The following is a 14,273-nucleotide window of genomic DNA, read 5'->3' as shown; positions in this document are numbered from 1 at the left end:
CGATATCCTTGGTTGAATTGGCAAGAATAGATCTGGTTAATGTAAAGAAAAACAAATGATTTAAACGACTGTTTGGCTGTTATTTGTTCATTAGTGTATCCTCGAACAATAACTGAATTAGTCAGATTGTATAGGGGGATCTGTGAAGTATCAGTTGGTTGTTTGTATTGTTTTAAGTTTGAGCGTTTTTTCCGTAACTAATGCCAAGGCCGCAGTGACAAAAGATGTATTAGATTCAAGTATTCAGTACAGAGTTATACCGTTAAGTGTAAACCTTTCGAAACAACCCCAAGCTGGTTTCTACAATGGGTACGCTCATCCTTTATTAAAAAACCTTGCAGAGAGAAGTATCTACCGTATTAAAAACGGTGAAGAACTGAGAGGCTTTTATAAATATGAAGGCAGGATTAATTCCTCGGATCGTAGAAAAACAATTCTAGGTTTTAAAAAAGAAGAGGGGGCCCAATGGGGCTATCTCACCACAAGTGTAGCTCCTCAAAGTTCAGCTAATGCCTTTGTGGTACAGAGTGATAGACGAGACCCGATTTATGTCCTTGTGCTTAAGGGAGTAAGGATCTGTCTGGTCAGTAAGGCTTCAGGTTTACCTGTTTGGGAAAACGGAAAGTGGGTGTTTGCTGGCAAACCTGGGTATTTCGAGTGTACTGGTTCAGCCCGAAGCAGTATTTTTAAAGGTAGCTTTGAGTTTCCTCGATTACTAGGCCCTTATTATTCAGAGGGAGATACTGTTTTAACTTTTAGAAAGCCGAATGAGCTCAAGAAAGTCATTGTATCCCTGAAAAGGCAATTTCCTGTGCTGACGGTCCCTGCTTTACCTAACTATAAAGAAGCTCAGCATTTTGTATATCGTACATATTGATCATGAAGGGTAACACTTCTAAAGTGTAGTTTGATCATTGACTGGGAAAACTACAGTGAGAATATTAACGATTTTACTTTTAGTTGGGATTTTGTCTGCTTGTGCGGGGAAAACAGTACAACAGGCTCCGACAGTTCAACCAGAGCCTCAGCCGATTAGTGTTCCTTATTCTATTAATTATTCCTCTTCTCCTGTAGCTGATTATTTGCAGCCTCTAATTTATAACCTTTCGTTCGAGCCTTATTATGATTTGGTTAATCCTAGAAGGATAACGAATAGTTATGTTTTTGACGGGCAAGTCGATGATACGGATCCCAGTAAACTTGTCTTTGCTTATAGATCAAAGTTTGATGATAGTTGGGCTTACGTTACCAGTGGAATAGGTAGGTCGCCGGTGGCCAACATAATTTCTTTTAGCCATCCTAACTTTGGAAATGGTTATGCTTTGGTTCTGCAGCAGGTTAAGGTATGTCTGGTTACGCAGGCTTCCGCACCTCCTTTATGGAGAGGAGGGAAATGGATATTTCCAGTTCAGCCAGGGTACTTTGAATGTACTGGTCTTACGAATAGGTCGATCTTTAAGGTTGGATATGGTTTGCCGGGAGCTTTGGGCCCTTACTTTGGAGATAAGGATACTATTCTGGTCTTCAAAAATTTGGGGCAGCTACAGCAAATCTTAGTTTCTTTGAAAGCTCAGTTTCCGATGTTGAGGATCCCAAATGTATAGTTATCGAGAGTCGTTCTAGTCGTTGAGGGATACGCATTATTGCTGAATAAGTCTTTCATTTTCTCTTTCTAATCGGCTATTCTGAAAGAGTTAACCTTGAAAGCAGTAGTGGATTATTGGTCTGCTCAGCAGCCTATATCCTCTTGTATTAAAAGGACTAGAGGTAGAATGAGTCAAATCAAAGTGCTGATTGTTGATGATGCGCGTTTCATCCGTGATCATGTATCACGTATAGTGAAAGAGCATTTTCCTGATTATCAAATCGATGCTGCGGAAGACGGTGATGATGGCCGTTCGAAAATGGAAGCAACCAATTACGATCTAATATTGTGTGATTGGGAGATGCCGGGCATGTCTGGTTTAGACCTTCTAAATTGGGCTAGGAAACAGCCTCATTACAGCGATATCCCTTTTATCATGGTAACCAGCCGCGGCGAACGTGATTACGTTCTTAAAGCGATCCAGGCGGGTGTTAATGATTATATGGGGAAACCTTTCGAAGACTTGCAGCTTGTTGAAAAAGTTAAGAAGTATATAGGTAAACGTATCGAATCTAGTGCTGCATCACGCCGTAAAGCAGCGCAAATGTTGGCTACCGGTAAAAGTGCTGCTGCGCCAAAAGCGGCGAAGAAACCAAAAGGCTTGGCTCAGTTACGAATCTCTTCAGGCGTACTTCGATGTGCTATCAAAGATATCACTCTTCAACAAGTTAAGATCATGGTGAAGCGTGAAGAGGGAATTCCTAACCTGCTTGAGCAAGTGGTAGTGGATATCGAGCAAGTTAAAGGTGGCAAGGTTGCGCAGATGAATGGTTATGTCAGCTCTCTTGCGGCTAACGAAAAGAGTATCGAAACGACGTTTATCGGTGTCGATGTTCAGTTTATGGATAATGACCCTGAAAAACTGGAAGTGCTAACAAGCTATATTTCTAGTCTTGGGAAAAAATAACTTATTGTTATTTAAATAAAAAAGGCTGCTTAATGCAGCCTTTTTTATTACAGGAGTATCGCTTAATACAGCGCTTGCTCATCCTTAATTACATCGATTAGAACTTCCAAGAAAAGTCGATCTGCTTCGCTATGCTCTAGTGGAATCTTGATATTAGTTGTCGCAGAAAGCTTGTCAGCAATTACTTGAGCCGCGTTTTCATCATTCAAGTGTTCACGCGCAATCTCTAACGCCTTCTCACTAATATCCGGTTCAACTAATACTTTACGGATAAAAGACATCAATTCGTTGATTACACGCTCTTTGTTTTTAATCTCAGCGATACTCATAGGGATCTCCTGTAAACGTACATTCAGAGCCGATGAAGGGTAGTATAAAGGCTCTGTTCTGAGTTCTGCATAGCAAAACTATAACCCGATACTGAAATTGAGCATAGTATTTGACGCTAATCGCCCGTTATTCCGCAGGTGCAGCATGATTTTAGTTGAAAAAATAAGCACCTATGTGAGATAATTTCCGCCTCGAATTTTGAGGCCTTGAGTGTGTAGGACAACCCGAAGCTCAGGGAGACAGCTTTCTGAGGGCCGTTTCTCAAAGGTCTGTCGGTTGGGCGATCCCCAACACCGGCACACACCCGAACGTGAACCTGCAGCTCTACCCCTGGAATGGTTCAGAGTGAGATCGCTAGAGATTCAACAAATATTGTCTGGTACAGGCACGTTCAACGTTACAGAAACAAAAACTGTTAATTTCGTCAGTAACGAGACACTGACGTCGTTAGAGGGTGAGAAAAGTGGAATTACTTTCAGGCGCAGAGATGACAATTCGCGCGCTTCGTGATCAAGGCGTTAAATACATCTACGGCTATCCAGGTGGTGCATTGCTGCACATCTATGATGCAATCTTTACGCAAGACGAAGTCGAACATATTCTGGTCCGTCACGAACAGGCAGCTACACACATGGCTGATGCTTACGCACGAGCTACCGGTAAAGCGGGTGTGGCACTAGTTACGTCTGGTCCAGGCGCAACAAATGCAGTAACGGGTATTGCTACTGCATACACAGATTCTATTCCAATGGTGGTTATTACGGGTCAGGTTATGTCACACCTGATCGGTGAAGATGCTTTCCAGGAAACCGACATGATCGGTATTTCACGTCCGGTCGTTAAGCACAGTTTCAGCGTGCAGCGTCCGCAAGATATTCCTGAAATCATTAAGAAAGCATTCCACATCGCTGAAAGTGGTCGTCCAGGTCCGGTTGTAGTCGATATCCCTAAAGATATGACTACGCCTACAGAGCGTTACGAATACGAATATCCTAAGAGCGTAAAAATGCGTTCTTACAATCCGATCGCTAAAGGTCACACAGGTCAGATCAAAAAAGCAGTAGATATGCTTTTGGCTGCCAAACGCCCAGTTATCTATACAGGTGGCGGTGTAATCTTAGGTGATGCGAGTGCTGAACTGATTGAACTAGCTCAAGAGCTTGGCTACCCAGTAACGAATACGCTGATGGGCTTGGGTGGTTACCCAGGAACTGATAAGCAGTTTATCGGTATGTTGGGCATGCACGGTAGCTATGAAGCAAACATGGCGATGCACCACAGTGACATGATTTTGGCTGTAGGCGCACGCTTTGATGACCGTGTAACTAACGGTACAGATAAGTTCTGTCCAACAGCTAAGATCGTTCATATTGATATTGACCCAGCTTCGATCTCTAAAACGATCAAAGCTGATGTACCAATTGTAGGTCCAGCTCAAGCTGTTCTTAAAGAGATGCTAGAACAGGTGCGTGCGGCTAAGAAAGCGCCTTGCGCTGATAGCCTGCAAGCTTGGTGGGAGCAGATCGATGAATGGCGTGCGCGTCACGGTGGTCGCTACCGCACAGATGACTCTGAGCTAATGAAGCCTCAGCAAGTTATCGAAATGCTTAGCAAAGTGACTAATGGCGATGCTTACGTTTGTTCTGACGTAGGTCAGCACCAGATGTTTGCTGCGCAGTACTACAAGTTTAACAAGCCAAATCGTTGGATTAACTCTGGCGGTCTAGGCACGATGGGCTTCGGTCTTCCGGCTGCTATGGGCGTTAAGCTGAACTTCCCTGATGAAGAAGTAGTATGCGTAACAGGTGAAGGTAGTATCCAGATGAACATTCAGGAACTATCTACCATTAATCAGTACGATATTCCGGTTAAGGTTATCTGCTTGAACAACCAGTCTTTGGGCATGGTTCGTCAGTGGCAGGATATGAACTACGAGTCTCGTCACTCTCAGTCTTACATGAAGTCTCTTCCTGATTTCATCAAGCTGGTTGAGTCTTACGGTCATGTAGGTATCCGCGTTGAGCGTCTTGAAGACCTTGAAGGTGCTATGCGTGAAGCCTTTGCAATGAAAGATCGTATGGTATTCATGGATATCGCAGTTGATCCGTTTGAGCACGTATACCCAATGCAGGTACCTCGTGGTTCTATGCGTGACATGTGGCTGAGCAAAACGGAGAGAACATAATCATGCGTCATATCATTTCTGTATTGATGGAAAACGAGCCAGGTGCTCTGTCTCGTGTTGTTGGTTTGTTCTCTCAGCGTAACTTTAACATTGAGTCTTTGACTGTTGCGCCAACTGAAGATGAGACATTGTCTCGACTAACAGTGACTACGCTAGGTGATGACCGTGTTGTTGAGCAGATCACTAAACAGCTAAACAAGCTTATTGATGTTGTTAAGGTTGTTGACCTAACTGAAGGTGAACACCTTGAGCGCGAACTGATGATGATTAAGATGAAGGCGAACAATGGTACTGTTCGTGCTGAAATCAAACGTACTGCGGATATCTTCCGCGGCACTATCATCGATGTTACGCCTAACACTTTCACCGTTCAGTTGGTGGGTGCAAGCAGTAAGCTGGATGCTTTCATTGAAGCACTAGGTACTTCTAACATTATGGAAGTTGTACGTTCGGGTGTTTCTGGCATTGCACGTGGCGAGAAAGTTCTAACTTTGTAATTACTTAAGTTAGTCTGATTACTAAAGCCGCTTCTGGTAACAGAAAGCGGCTTTTTTATTGCAGGTAAGGATATGCTTTTAGAATTAGAGAATATGGAAAAGTCAGATGTCTATCATGCGCTGACGCAAGTTGTTGTACCTCGTCCTGTGGCCTGGGTGCTCTCTTCTAATCAACAAGGTGCACTCAATCTTGCGCCGTTTTCGTACTTTTCAGCGGTGTGCAGTGATCCACCATTGATCATGTTATCTATAGGTTCAAAGCCTGATGGCTCGCCAAAAGATACCTATGCAAATATTGCAGATACCGAAAAATTCGTGATTCATATCGCTGGTTCTGATCTCGCGACCAAGGTGACCCAGAGTTCCGTGACGTTGCCTAGGGGAGAATCGGAAATTGAGCTGTGTGATCTGGAAACAATCGATGTTGAAGGTTTTGAGTTGCCTAGGATCCTTGGCCCTAAGATCGCTATGTCCTGTTCTCTGTATCAGCAAGAGGATATTGGTAATGCTCCGCAACGACTCGTCTTTGGCCGTATAGAGAAAATATGGTTGGATGACGCGGTGGTCGAAATGGATCAACAGGGCCGACCTAAAATTGACGCTGCGTTAGTTGATCCACTGGCACGTCTAGGTGGTTTCGATTACCAAACCTTCGGCGACGTGGTGACTGTGCCTAGGCCAGCGTAAAGCAGGAATCTGAAGTTTTTCAGAACCTCAGGCTGCAAAAGATTGTTTGAGATCAGCAATCTTTTGCACCGAGATATCGACATCTACACGTAACACTTGGTCCGATGCTCGGCGTTGATAGATAGACGATTGTTCACGTCTACGACGATCTAAGCCTTTAAACTGAGTTGAACGGTGTTGTTCAATCCACTCTTCGGCATGCGTCAGAGTTGGTAGGTAAGGGCTAAGTTTGCCTGTGCCTTTTTCATACCAGTAATAAACGAATTGGTAATCACGGAAGTCTTTAATCAGTTTAGGCATGGCGCTTACGGTCAGTAGTAGATAAAAACTTAATCATACTGACCGAACCTTAACAAAGTCTTACGTGTTGTAAATTAACCCTAGTTTATTTGCGGTAAATGGTTTCGATAAGGTGCCAGCCAAATTTGGTCTTAATCGGACCATGTACTTCATGCAGTGGCTTTTTGAATACGACATCATCAAACGGTTTCACCATATCGCCGCGACGAAACTCTCCCAGATCACCACCTTGGCGTTTGCCCGATGGGCATAGGGAGTATTTTTTAGCGAGCTTACCAAAGTCATTGCCTAACTTTAGGCGCATTTTTAGCCTTTCCGCTTGGTCGCGGGTTTTAACCAATATGTGTCGGGCGCAAGCGCGGTTAGCCATGTTCTGCTCTCCTAAAAGTTATAGACTAATTTTATCGCAAAAAGGCAGGGGCTGCAGGTTCATGGTAGGAAAAGAAAAGGCGCTGATAAACAGCGCCTTTGCATGATCTTAGTGGATAAGCTTATTAGCCCATCTGAGACTGGAGATAGTTTGGTAGACCGATTTTTTTGATCAAACCTAGCTGTTTCTCCAACCAGTACGCATGATCTTCCTCGGTGTCTTCCAGAAGCTTCTCTAGGATTTCACGGCTGACATAGTCCTGCTCTTCTTCGCAGACTTTAATCGCGTCCTTAAGTTTTTTATCAACTTCATATTCAACGCGAAGATCTGACTCAAGCATTGAAGGAACGTCAGTGCCGACTTTAAAACCATCACGGGTGGTCATGTCTGGCGTGCCTTCCAAGAACAGCATACGCTCAATCAATGCAGCTGCGTGGCCTTTCTCATCATCAAACTCATGATCGATACGCTCGTACAGCTTATGTAAGCCCCAATCATCGTACATACGGGAGTGGATGAAGTACTGATCCATTGCTGCTAGTTCCATCGCTAGCAGGCCGTTTAGTGCGTCAATGACTCTTTGATTGCCTTTCATTGTCTTCTCCCGTTAAATCTGAGATTGCAGATAGTTTTCGATACCTGCATTACTGATTAGGTATTGCTGAGTTTCGATCCAGTCTACGTGCTCTTCTTCGTATTCTAGGATATCTTCCAGCAGATCGCGGCTGACGTAGTCTTGCGCCGTTTCGCAGTAAGCGATAGCTTCACGCAAAATTGTCAGTTGCTCCAATTGGAAATCCATATCACATTGCAGCATCTCTTCAGTATGTTCGCCGATGCGTAGTCGACCTAACTGTTGCAGGTTAGGTAGTCCTTCCAAAAACAGAATGCGCTCGATTAGATCGTCTGCCTGTTTCATATCTTTGATGGACTTTTTATAAGCTTTCCCGTTTAGCTCATCTAGGCCCCAGTTCTTGTACATACGTGCGTGAAGAAAGAACTGGTTGATTGAAGTGAGCTCACTTGTCAGAACCTTGTTCAGGTGACTAATGACTTGTTTGTCGCCTTGCATGGGGGATCTCCTTTAGTAATAACCGCCCAGCTATGTGTGGGTTAGCAATTTCAAAGTGATCAAGAGTCTAGTTTATAAAATGACTTAAATCAAAAAAATCCTTATAAAACAATGGGTTGCAAAGATTAATGCGTTAGATTCTCATTGCGATTCTGTATAATAAATAACCAGTTTTTTATTGTGTGATTTTTGAAAATAAATTTAATAAGTAAATCAATTAGTTGGCGAGTTATGAAGAGCATTCAATAATTGCAATTCAATGAGAATAATTTTCAACAAGATTCTCGTTAAATGTATTGAAAGTTGCTTATTTGATAACTATTATCATTACCCGATTTAATTGAGATTGGTTATTGTTTCAATGTTCGTTTGTATTTGTGAAAATATTACCTGTAGTGACGTTCGTGACGCCGTAGATCAAGGCGCGCGTAGCGTGCGTGATCTAAACAAAGAGCTTGCCGTTGGTAGTCAGTGCGGTAAGTGTGTGTGCATGGCACGTAAGGTAATGAAAGAGCATCTAGACGACATGGATTTCGATCTAGCCGTACCTGCTTAGCCTTCTCGCTTTAGTATCTCTACTGCTTCGGTCAGCGTCTCTGCAATCGGAGCGTCCAGCTTTAGATTCAGAAGTGGATCTGCTCTCGTTACCCCAATCGTTAAAGAACAGATCGGTTTTCCCCACTCATGGGCACGTTTACAGAAGCGATAGCCTGAATAGACCATCAAAGAACTACCAACACATAGTAAACCATCGGCATTTTCTAGAGCATCCAAGGCACTAAACACACGTTCCTTTGGGACGTTATCACCAAAATAGACAACATCCGGTTTTAAGATTCCTCCGCATGCTTGGCATTCAGGTACAGAGAAATCTTCAAATAGATGGGTTTCTAGATCGGCATCACCATCGGGACGAAGGGGAGCTTCAGGGATCTCGAAATGGGGATTGATCGCTTCAGTATGCCTGTGGATATCTTTACGATCATAATTCTGTGCACAACTCATGCAGCTGACTCGATCAGAGCGACCATGAAGATCGATAACGGCTTGGCTGCCGGACTTCTGGTGTAAGCGGTCGACATTCTGTGTGATCAGTAAACGAATAAATCCCATGGTTTCTAGCTCAGAGAGCGCTGTGTGAGCCGCGCTCGGCTCGGCATCCCTAATGGCAGGCCAACCGATCAAACTACGTGCCCAGTAGCGCTGACGGGCGTAGTGGCTCTCCATATACTCTTTATGCTGGGTCGGGGCAGAGTGCTGCCAGTTACCTTTAGCATCTCGGTACGCGGGAATGCCCGAATCTGTACTTACGCCAGCTCCTGTTAGAACAACAAGGTTGGGGTGTGAGCGAATGAATTCGGCAAGTTGCTGAGCTTCTGACATAAGTTATTCACAAAGGCAAAGAATGCTATCAGTGTAACCTATTTTAGGGGGAGGCGAATTAAACAAAAAAGCCGCGCTTTTCAGCACGGCTTTTTAGTTTTAAAGCTTTTTAATTTGGCAGTTTATGCGCCAAATTTAGCTTTTGCTTCGATACGACGACGGTGCAGAACTGGCTCAGTGTAACCATTTGGCTGTACGCAGCCTTCGATTACTAGTTCGCACGCTGCTGCGAATGCAACGCTGTCTTCGAAGTTGCCAGCCATTGGGCGGTATAGAGGATCGTTTTCGTTCTGACGATCTACTACTGCAGCCATGCGCTTAAGCGTTTCCATTACCTGCTCTTCAGAACAGATACCGTGGCGCAACCAGTTAGCGATGTGCTGGCTAGAGATACGTAGCGTTGCACGGTCTTCCATTAGGCCAACATCGTTGATGTCTGGTACTTTAGAACAACCAACGCCTTGGTCGATCCAGCGAACAACGTAACCTAGGATGCCCTGTGCGTTGTTGTCTAGCTCTTCTTGGATCTCTTCAGCAGTCCAGCTTGGGTTAGCTTCAACTGGTACAGTTAGGATGTCGTCTAGGTTCGCGCGATCGCGTACTTTCAACTCGTCCTGACGAGCGAATACGTCTACCTGATGGTAGTGAGTCGCGTGAAGAACAGCTGCTGTTGGAGATGGAACCCATGCAGTGTTAGCACCAGACATTGGGTGGCCGATCTTAGCTTCAAGCATGTTAGCCATCTGATCAGGGATTGGCCACATACCTTTACCGATCTGAGCGCGACCCTGTAGGCCACATAGAAGACCGTTGTCTACGTTCCAGTTTTCGTAAGCACCGATCCATGCAGCAGCTTTCATGTCGCCTTTGCGGATCATTGGGCCAGCTTCCATAGATGTATGGATCTCGTCACCAGTACGGTCTAGGAAACCTGTGTTGATGAATACAACACGCTCTTTAGCAGCGCGGATACACTCTTTCAGGTTAACAGTTGTACGGCGCTCTTCGTCCATGATGCCCATCTTCATAGTGAAGCGTTCTAGGCCAAGCATGTCTTCGATACGAGCGAATAGTTCGTTAGCGAAAGAAACTTCTTCTGGGCCGTGCATCTTAGGTTTTACGATGTATGTAGAACCTGTAGTTGTGTTGCTGAACTTACCTTTGCCCTGCATATCGTGCATAGAGATAAGCGTAGTTACAACACCGTCCATGATGCCTTCAGGAACTTCGTTGCCATCTTTGTCTAGTACAGCTTCGTTAGTCATTAGGTGACCAACGTTACGTACGAACATCAAGCTACGGCCTTTAAGTGCAAGGTTAGAACCGTCTAGTGCAGTGAACTCACGGTCAGCGTTGATAGAGCGAGTGAAAGTCTTGCCGCCTTTCGTAACTTCTTCAGTTAGGTCGCCCTTCATTAGACCCAACCAGTTACGGTAAACAACAACTTTGTCAGCGCCGTCTACAGCAGCAACAGAGTCTTCACAGTCCATGATCGCTGTTAGAGCAGCTTCCATCACGATATCTTTGATGCCTGCAGCATCGTCTTTACCGATCTGGCTTTCACGGTCGATCTGTACTTCGAAGTGCAGACCGTTGTTTTTGAATAGGATAGAAGTCGGAGCAGCTGTTTCACCAGTGTAACCGATCAACTTTTCAGCTTGTGCTAGCGTAGTTTCGCTGCCATCGCGCATTACAACAACAAGCTTGTTATCTTGAATGCTGTAGCCTGCAGAATCTTTGTGAGAACCTGCCGCTAGTGGAGCTGCTGTGTCTAGGAAAGTACGTGCAGCTTCGATAACTTTAGCGCCACGAGCTGGATTGTAAGAACCAGATTTCTCAGCGCCGCCTTCTTCAGATACTGCGTCAGTACCGTAAAGCGCGTCGTATAGGCTGCCCCAACGTGCGTTAGCTGCGTTAAGTGCGAAACGAGCATTCATTACAGGTACTACTAGCTGAGGACCAGCCATTGTCGCCATTTCTGGGTCAACGTTTGAAGTAGTCGCTTCGAAATCTTCGCCTTCTGGCAATAGGTAACCGATCTCAGATAGGAAGCCTTTGTATGCTTCTAGATCGAAAGCCTGACCTTGACGCTCACGGTGCCATGCATCGATCTGCTCTTGGATCGCATCACGCTTAGCTAGTAGGTCACGGTTCTTTGGCGCCAGATCGTGAACGATGGCATCAAAGCCAGCCCAGAACTGTTCGCTAGTTACGCCAGTGCCTGGCAGTGCTTCGTTGTTAACGAAATCGTATAGAGCCTGTGCAACCTGAAGACCGCCACTCTGTACTCTTTGACTCATAATGAATTGCCCCAGTAAATATTCTGCCAGCTCCGGTGCGAGGCTACCGGTAGCTGAGTGAATGATCGCTGTCGATTAATTTGCAGCTAAATTTGTGCATCGCACAGTAGCGCAATGGTGTCTTATTGTCGCCTAAGTCGACCCAAAAGTATGATAAATGGGCCTTATATTCGGTATAAATTGAGCGAATGGCTGCGGTATTGGCTAAGGTTAAGTATGAAATGATCACCTAAGTTGTGCGGGAATGTCCCTAAGGTGGTGTCTATGACCTTATTTGATCGTGACCTCCTCGTTAAAGGGCTAAGGCCTTATATTGAAACGGGTTTTGGAATACCGAGCGAAAGTGTTCGCGCGTATTTAGCCTGTTATGGCTTATTGGATATCGCTGAAAAATCGAATTATCGGATTGGCCGTATAGCGCTCGATGAGGTCTCTGTGACCCTGCAATCCTTCTCGGTTTTAGATCGTTCCCGTAACCGCGGCACGGTTGTATTGGTGCATGGTTATATGGACCATGTTGGGTTATATCAGCACCTGATTGATGACCTTTTGAAAAGCGGGTTTGATCTGCTCTGTTACGATTTGAGTGGTCATGGTTTATCCGATGGTGATCCGCTGGCAGTGGACGATTTTCAACATTATGCGACTCAGCTAGCGGAGCTGCTGGCGAGTTTGGATCAGGAGCTATCTTACCCGGTTCATTTAGTTGGCCAGAGTACAGGTGGTGCAGTAGTGATGGCACATCAGTTGCTGTTTACCGATCAAACTATGCCTTCCTTGGGTGAGCGAGTGCTGTTGGCACCCTTAGTAAGACCCAGCCTATGGCGTAGCATACAGCGCAAATTTCGCTGGCTGAAATACGTATTACGCCGAGTGCCGAGACGTTATAGCCAAAACTCTCATGATGACGACTTTATTCGCTTTCTACGAGAAGGGGATTGTTTGCAGCACCGCGAAATCCCTGTGAGTTGGGTCGGAGCGATGTTGGCGTGGGGGGATTGGATCGAAGCGCATCTGCCTGTACCGGGGCGTATTCATATGATTCAGGGAACCCTCGATAGTACGGTCGACTGGCAGCACAATATGGCTGTATTGGGCAGGCTTTATCCTGAGATGGAGTTAACGTTGATTGAGGAGGCGAAACATCACCTGGTGAATGAAACACCGCAATACCGGGATCAGGTGTTCAATCAGATTGATGCGATATTTAAACGCTGGGAAAACGAAAACGGGCAGCCCTAGGGCTGCCCGTTTTGATTAAATCAGATCAACTTAGAACAAACGACGGCAGCGGATTGTGCCTTCGATCTGCTTCAAGTTTTCTAGTGCTACAGAAGAGCAATCTGCATCAACGTCTACCACTACATAACCAACTTTCTCGTTAGTTTGTAGGTACTGACCGCTGATGTTAACGCTGTTTTCAGAGAAGACAGTGTTGATCGCAGACATAATGCCCGGCACGTTGTTGTGTACGTGAAGTAGACGGTGAACGTGTGGGTGCTCTGGTAGTGCAACTTCTGGGAAGTTAACAGACGTGATAGAAGAACCGTTATCACTGTACTTAATCAACTTCTCAGCTACTTCGTAACCGATGTTTTCCTGAGCTTCCATCGTAGAACCGCCTACGTGTGGAGTTAGGATTACATTGTCATACTCACGTAGTGGTGAGATGAATTCGTCATCGTTAGTACGTGGCTCAACTGGGAATACGTCGATAGCCGCGCCTAGTAGGCGACCAGAATCTAGTGCTTTACATAGCTCATCGATTACAACAACAGTACCGCGAGCAGCGTTAAGGAAGATGGAACCTTGTTTCATCTCAGCGAACTGAGCTTCGCCCATCATATCTTTAGTAGCTGGTGTTTCTGGTACGTGTAGAGAAACGATGTCACTCATGTTTAGAAGCTCTTTCATAGAGCCAACTTGAGTTGCGTTACCTAGCGGAAGCTTAGTGACAACATCGTAGAAGTAAACATCCATACCCATTGCTTCAGCAATAACGCTTAGCTGAGAACCGATGCTACCGTAACCTACGATACCTAGCTTCTTGCCACGGATTTCGTAAGAGTTTTTAGCAGACTTCTGCCACTCACCGCGGTGAGCTTTAGCATTTTTCTCTGCAACACCGCGAAGCAGAAGAATCGCTTCAGCGATTACTAGTTCTGCTACAGATCGAGTGTTAGAGAAAGGTGCGTTAAATACCGCAACACCACGCATCGTAGCTGCTTCCAGATTTACCTGGTTAGTACCGATACAGAAGCAACCAACAGCTACCAATTTTTCAGCAGCTTCAAAAACTTCTTCAGTTAGCTGAGTACGGGAACGGATACCGATGAAGTGAACGTCCTTAACACGCTCAATCAACTCTTCTTCTGGTAGGGAACCAGTTAAGAATTCGATGTTGGTGTAACCATTCTGATTAAAAGTGTCCACCGCAGATTGGTGTACGCCTTCCAGAAGCAAAATTTTGATTTTGCTTTTATCGAGAGAGGTTGTTTGGCTCATGGTGTGCAGCTCTTTAATTTGCGTGGCTTTTTCTAGTATCTAGGAGGGCCACAGGTTTAAACGCTTTAAAATTAAGCGCGAATATTAGCACA

General features: G+C 45.1%; 16 protein-coding genes. 8 read left to right on the top strand and 8 right to left on the bottom strand.

The features are described from left to right. The first annotated feature begins 142 nt into the window (after positions 1–142). The 3 genes from ACMXYT_RS15335 (at position 143) to ACMXYT_RS15325 (ending at position 2,552) form a co-directional block, all read left to right on the top strand. The gene (locus ACMXYT_RS15335; RefSeq protein ID WP_415899399.1) at positions 143–877 is read left to right on the top strand and encodes a hypothetical protein; all 735 of its coding nucleotides are present in this window, start codon (positions 143–145) and stop codon (positions 875–877) included. A 55-nt stretch (positions 878–932) separates the two neighbouring features. Next, complete coding sequence (locus ACMXYT_RS15330) at positions 933–1,604, top strand: hypothetical protein (RefSeq protein WP_415899398.1); 672 nt, start codon at positions 933–935, stop codon at positions 1,602–1,604. Between the two features lie 168 nt (positions 1,605–1,772). Further along, on the top strand, positions 1,773–2,552 hold the full coding sequence (locus tag ACMXYT_RS15325) for a response regulator (RefSeq protein WP_415899397.1): 780 nt from the start codon (positions 1,773–1,775) through the stop codon (positions 2,550–2,552). A gap of 62 nt (positions 2,553–2,614) precedes the next feature. Here ACMXYT_RS15325 and ACMXYT_RS15320 read toward each other — a convergent pair whose 3' ends face one another. After that, positions 2,615–2,881, bottom strand: coding sequence for a hypothetical protein (locus ACMXYT_RS15320; protein ID WP_415882664.1), 267 nt, complete (start codon positions 2,879–2,881; stop codon positions 2,615–2,617). A 464-nt stretch (positions 2,882–3,345) separates the two neighbouring features. Between ACMXYT_RS15320 and ACMXYT_RS15315 the strand changes: the two genes are divergently transcribed. The 3 genes from ACMXYT_RS15315 to ACMXYT_RS15305 all read left to right on the top strand — a co-directional run bounded on the left by ACMXYT_RS15315 (position 3,346) and on the right by ACMXYT_RS15305 (position 6,251). Beyond that, positions 3,346–5,067 (top strand): acetolactate synthase 3 large subunit, encoded by a 1,722-nt coding sequence (locus ACMXYT_RS15315; RefSeq protein ID WP_415899396.1) that lies wholly within the window; start codon positions 3,346–3,348, stop codon positions 5,065–5,067. A 2-nt stretch (positions 5,068–5,069) separates the two neighbouring features. Further along, complete coding sequence (ilvN, locus tag ACMXYT_RS15310) at positions 5,070–5,564, top strand: acetolactate synthase small subunit (RefSeq protein ID WP_415882661.1); 495 nt, start codon at positions 5,070–5,072, stop codon at positions 5,562–5,564. Between the two features lie 72 nt (positions 5,565–5,636). Next, the gene (locus ACMXYT_RS15305; RefSeq protein ID WP_415899395.1) at positions 5,637–6,251 is read left to right on the top strand and encodes a flavin reductase family protein; all 615 of its coding nucleotides are present in this window, start codon (positions 5,637–5,639) and stop codon (positions 6,249–6,251) included. A gap of 27 nt (positions 6,252–6,278) precedes the next feature. Here the strand turns inward: ACMXYT_RS15305 and ACMXYT_RS15300 are convergent, their stop codons facing one another. The 4 genes from ACMXYT_RS15300 to bfr (ACMXYT_RS15285) all read right to left on the bottom strand — a co-directional run bounded on the left by ACMXYT_RS15300 (position 6,279) and on the right by bfr (ACMXYT_RS15285) (position 7,993). Beyond that, positions 6,279–6,551, bottom strand: a complete 273-nt coding sequence (locus tag ACMXYT_RS15300) for a hypothetical protein (RefSeq protein WP_415899394.1) — start codon at positions 6,549–6,551, stop codon at positions 6,279–6,281. A gap of 85 nt (positions 6,552–6,636) precedes the next feature. Further along, a complete protein-coding gene (locus ACMXYT_RS15295) occupies positions 6,637–6,921 on the bottom strand; it encodes a peptidylprolyl isomerase (RefSeq protein WP_415886057.1) in 285 nt (94 codons plus the stop codon). Between the two features lie 124 nt (positions 6,922–7,045). Continuing rightward, positions 7,046–7,516 (bottom strand): bacterioferritin, encoded by a 471-nt coding sequence (bfr, locus tag ACMXYT_RS15290; RefSeq protein ID WP_415882657.1) that lies wholly within the window; start codon positions 7,514–7,516, stop codon positions 7,046–7,048. A gap of 12 nt (positions 7,517–7,528) precedes the next feature. Next, positions 7,529–7,993: a bacterioferritin gene (gene bfr, locus ACMXYT_RS15285; protein WP_415895302.1), complete on the bottom strand. Its 465-nt coding sequence runs from the start codon at positions 7,991–7,993 to the stop codon at positions 7,529–7,531. A 361-nt stretch (positions 7,994–8,354) separates the two neighbouring features. Between bfr (ACMXYT_RS15285) and ACMXYT_RS15280 the strand changes: the two genes are divergently transcribed. Further along, entirely contained in the window at positions 8,355–8,549 is a 195-nt protein-coding gene (locus ACMXYT_RS15280) for a (2Fe-2S)-binding protein (protein ID WP_415882655.1), read from the top strand. Here ACMXYT_RS15280 and ACMXYT_RS15275 read toward each other — a convergent pair. Both ACMXYT_RS15275 and ACMXYT_RS15270 read right to left on the bottom strand, forming a co-directional pair. Further along, positions 8,546–9,376, bottom strand: a complete 831-nt coding sequence (locus ACMXYT_RS15275; protein ID WP_415899393.1) for an NAD-dependent protein deacetylase — start codon at positions 9,374–9,376, stop codon at positions 8,546–8,548. The genes ACMXYT_RS15280 and ACMXYT_RS15275 overlap by 4 nt on opposite strands. 122 nt (positions 9,377–9,498) lie before the next feature. Further along, positions 9,499–11,676: a malate synthase G gene (locus tag ACMXYT_RS15270; protein WP_415899392.1), complete on the bottom strand. Its 2,178-nt coding sequence runs from the start codon at positions 11,674–11,676 to the stop codon at positions 9,499–9,501. 264 nt (positions 11,677–11,940) lie between these two features. Between ACMXYT_RS15270 and ACMXYT_RS15265 the strand changes: the two genes are divergently transcribed. Further along, on the top strand, positions 11,941–12,918 hold the full coding sequence (locus ACMXYT_RS15265; RefSeq protein WP_415911651.1) for an alpha/beta hydrolase: 978 nt from the start codon (positions 11,941–11,943) through the stop codon (positions 12,916–12,918). Between the two features lie 30 nt (positions 12,919–12,948). On the opposite strand, the gene serA is transcribed toward ACMXYT_RS15265, so the two are convergent. Next, positions 12,949–14,181, bottom strand: a complete 1,233-nt coding sequence (gene serA / locus ACMXYT_RS15260; protein ID WP_415899390.1) for a phosphoglycerate dehydrogenase — start codon at positions 14,179–14,181, stop codon at positions 12,949–12,951. Between the last annotated feature and the right edge of the window lie 92 nt (positions 14,182–14,273).

The organism is Neptuniibacter sp. QD37_11 (assembly GCF_047778105.1).
GTDB lineage: Bacteria > Pseudomonadota > Gammaproteobacteria > Pseudomonadales > Balneatricaceae > Neptuniibacter.
The sequence above is the reverse complement of the archived record's forward strand: the minus strand, read 5'-3'. Positions and strand labels throughout refer to the sequence as shown.

What these genes read in the sequence shown, in the direction of transcription:
- ACMXYT_RS15325 (WP_415899397.1), top strand. Translation starts at nt 1,773, where the DNA reads ATGAGTCAAATCAAAGTGCTGATTGTTGATGATGCGCGTTTCATCCGT.
- ACMXYT_RS15320 (WP_415882664.1), bottom strand. Translation starts at nt 2,881, where the DNA reads ATGAGTATCGCTGAGATTAAAAACAAAGAGCGTGTAATCAACGAATTG.
- ilvN (WP_415882661.1), top strand. Translation starts at nt 5,070, where the DNA reads ATGCGTCATATCATTTCTGTATTGATGGAAAACGAGCCAGGTGCTCTG.
- ACMXYT_RS15305 (WP_415899395.1), top strand. Translation starts at nt 5,637, where the DNA reads ATGCTTTTAGAATTAGAGAATATGGAAAAGTCAGATGTCTATCATGCG.
- ACMXYT_RS15300 (WP_415899394.1), bottom strand. Translation starts at nt 6,551, where the DNA reads ATGCCTAAACTGATTAAAGACTTCCGTGATTACCAATTCGTTTATTAC.
- ACMXYT_RS15295 (WP_415886057.1), bottom strand. Translation starts at nt 6,921, where the DNA reads ATGGCTAACCGCGCTTGCGCCCGACACATATTGGTTAAAACCCGCGAC.
- bfr (WP_415882657.1), bottom strand. Translation starts at nt 7,516, where the DNA reads ATGAAAGGCAATCAAAGAGTCATTGACGCACTAAACGGCCTGCTAGCG.
- bfr (WP_415895302.1), bottom strand. Translation starts at nt 7,993, where the DNA reads ATGCAAGGCGACAAACAAGTCATTAGTCACCTGAACAAGGTTCTGACA.
- ACMXYT_RS15280 (WP_415882655.1), top strand. Translation starts at nt 8,355, where the DNA reads ATGTTCGTTTGTATTTGTGAAAATATTACCTGTAGTGACGTTCGTGAC.
- ACMXYT_RS15275 (WP_415899393.1), bottom strand. Translation starts at nt 9,376, where the DNA reads ATGTCAGAAGCTCAGCAACTTGCCGAATTCATTCGCTCACACCCCAAC.
- ACMXYT_RS15270 (WP_415899392.1), bottom strand. Translation starts at nt 11,676, where the DNA reads ATGAGTCAAAGAGTACAGAGTGGCGGTCTTCAGGTTGCACAGGCTCTA.
- ACMXYT_RS15265 (WP_415911651.1), top strand. Translation starts at nt 11,941, where the DNA reads ATGACCTTATTTGATCGTGACCTCCTCGTTAAAGGGCTAAGGCCTTAT.
- serA (WP_415899390.1), bottom strand. Translation starts at nt 14,181, where the DNA reads ATGAGCCAAACAACCTCTCTCGATAAAAGCAAAATCAAAATTTTGCTT.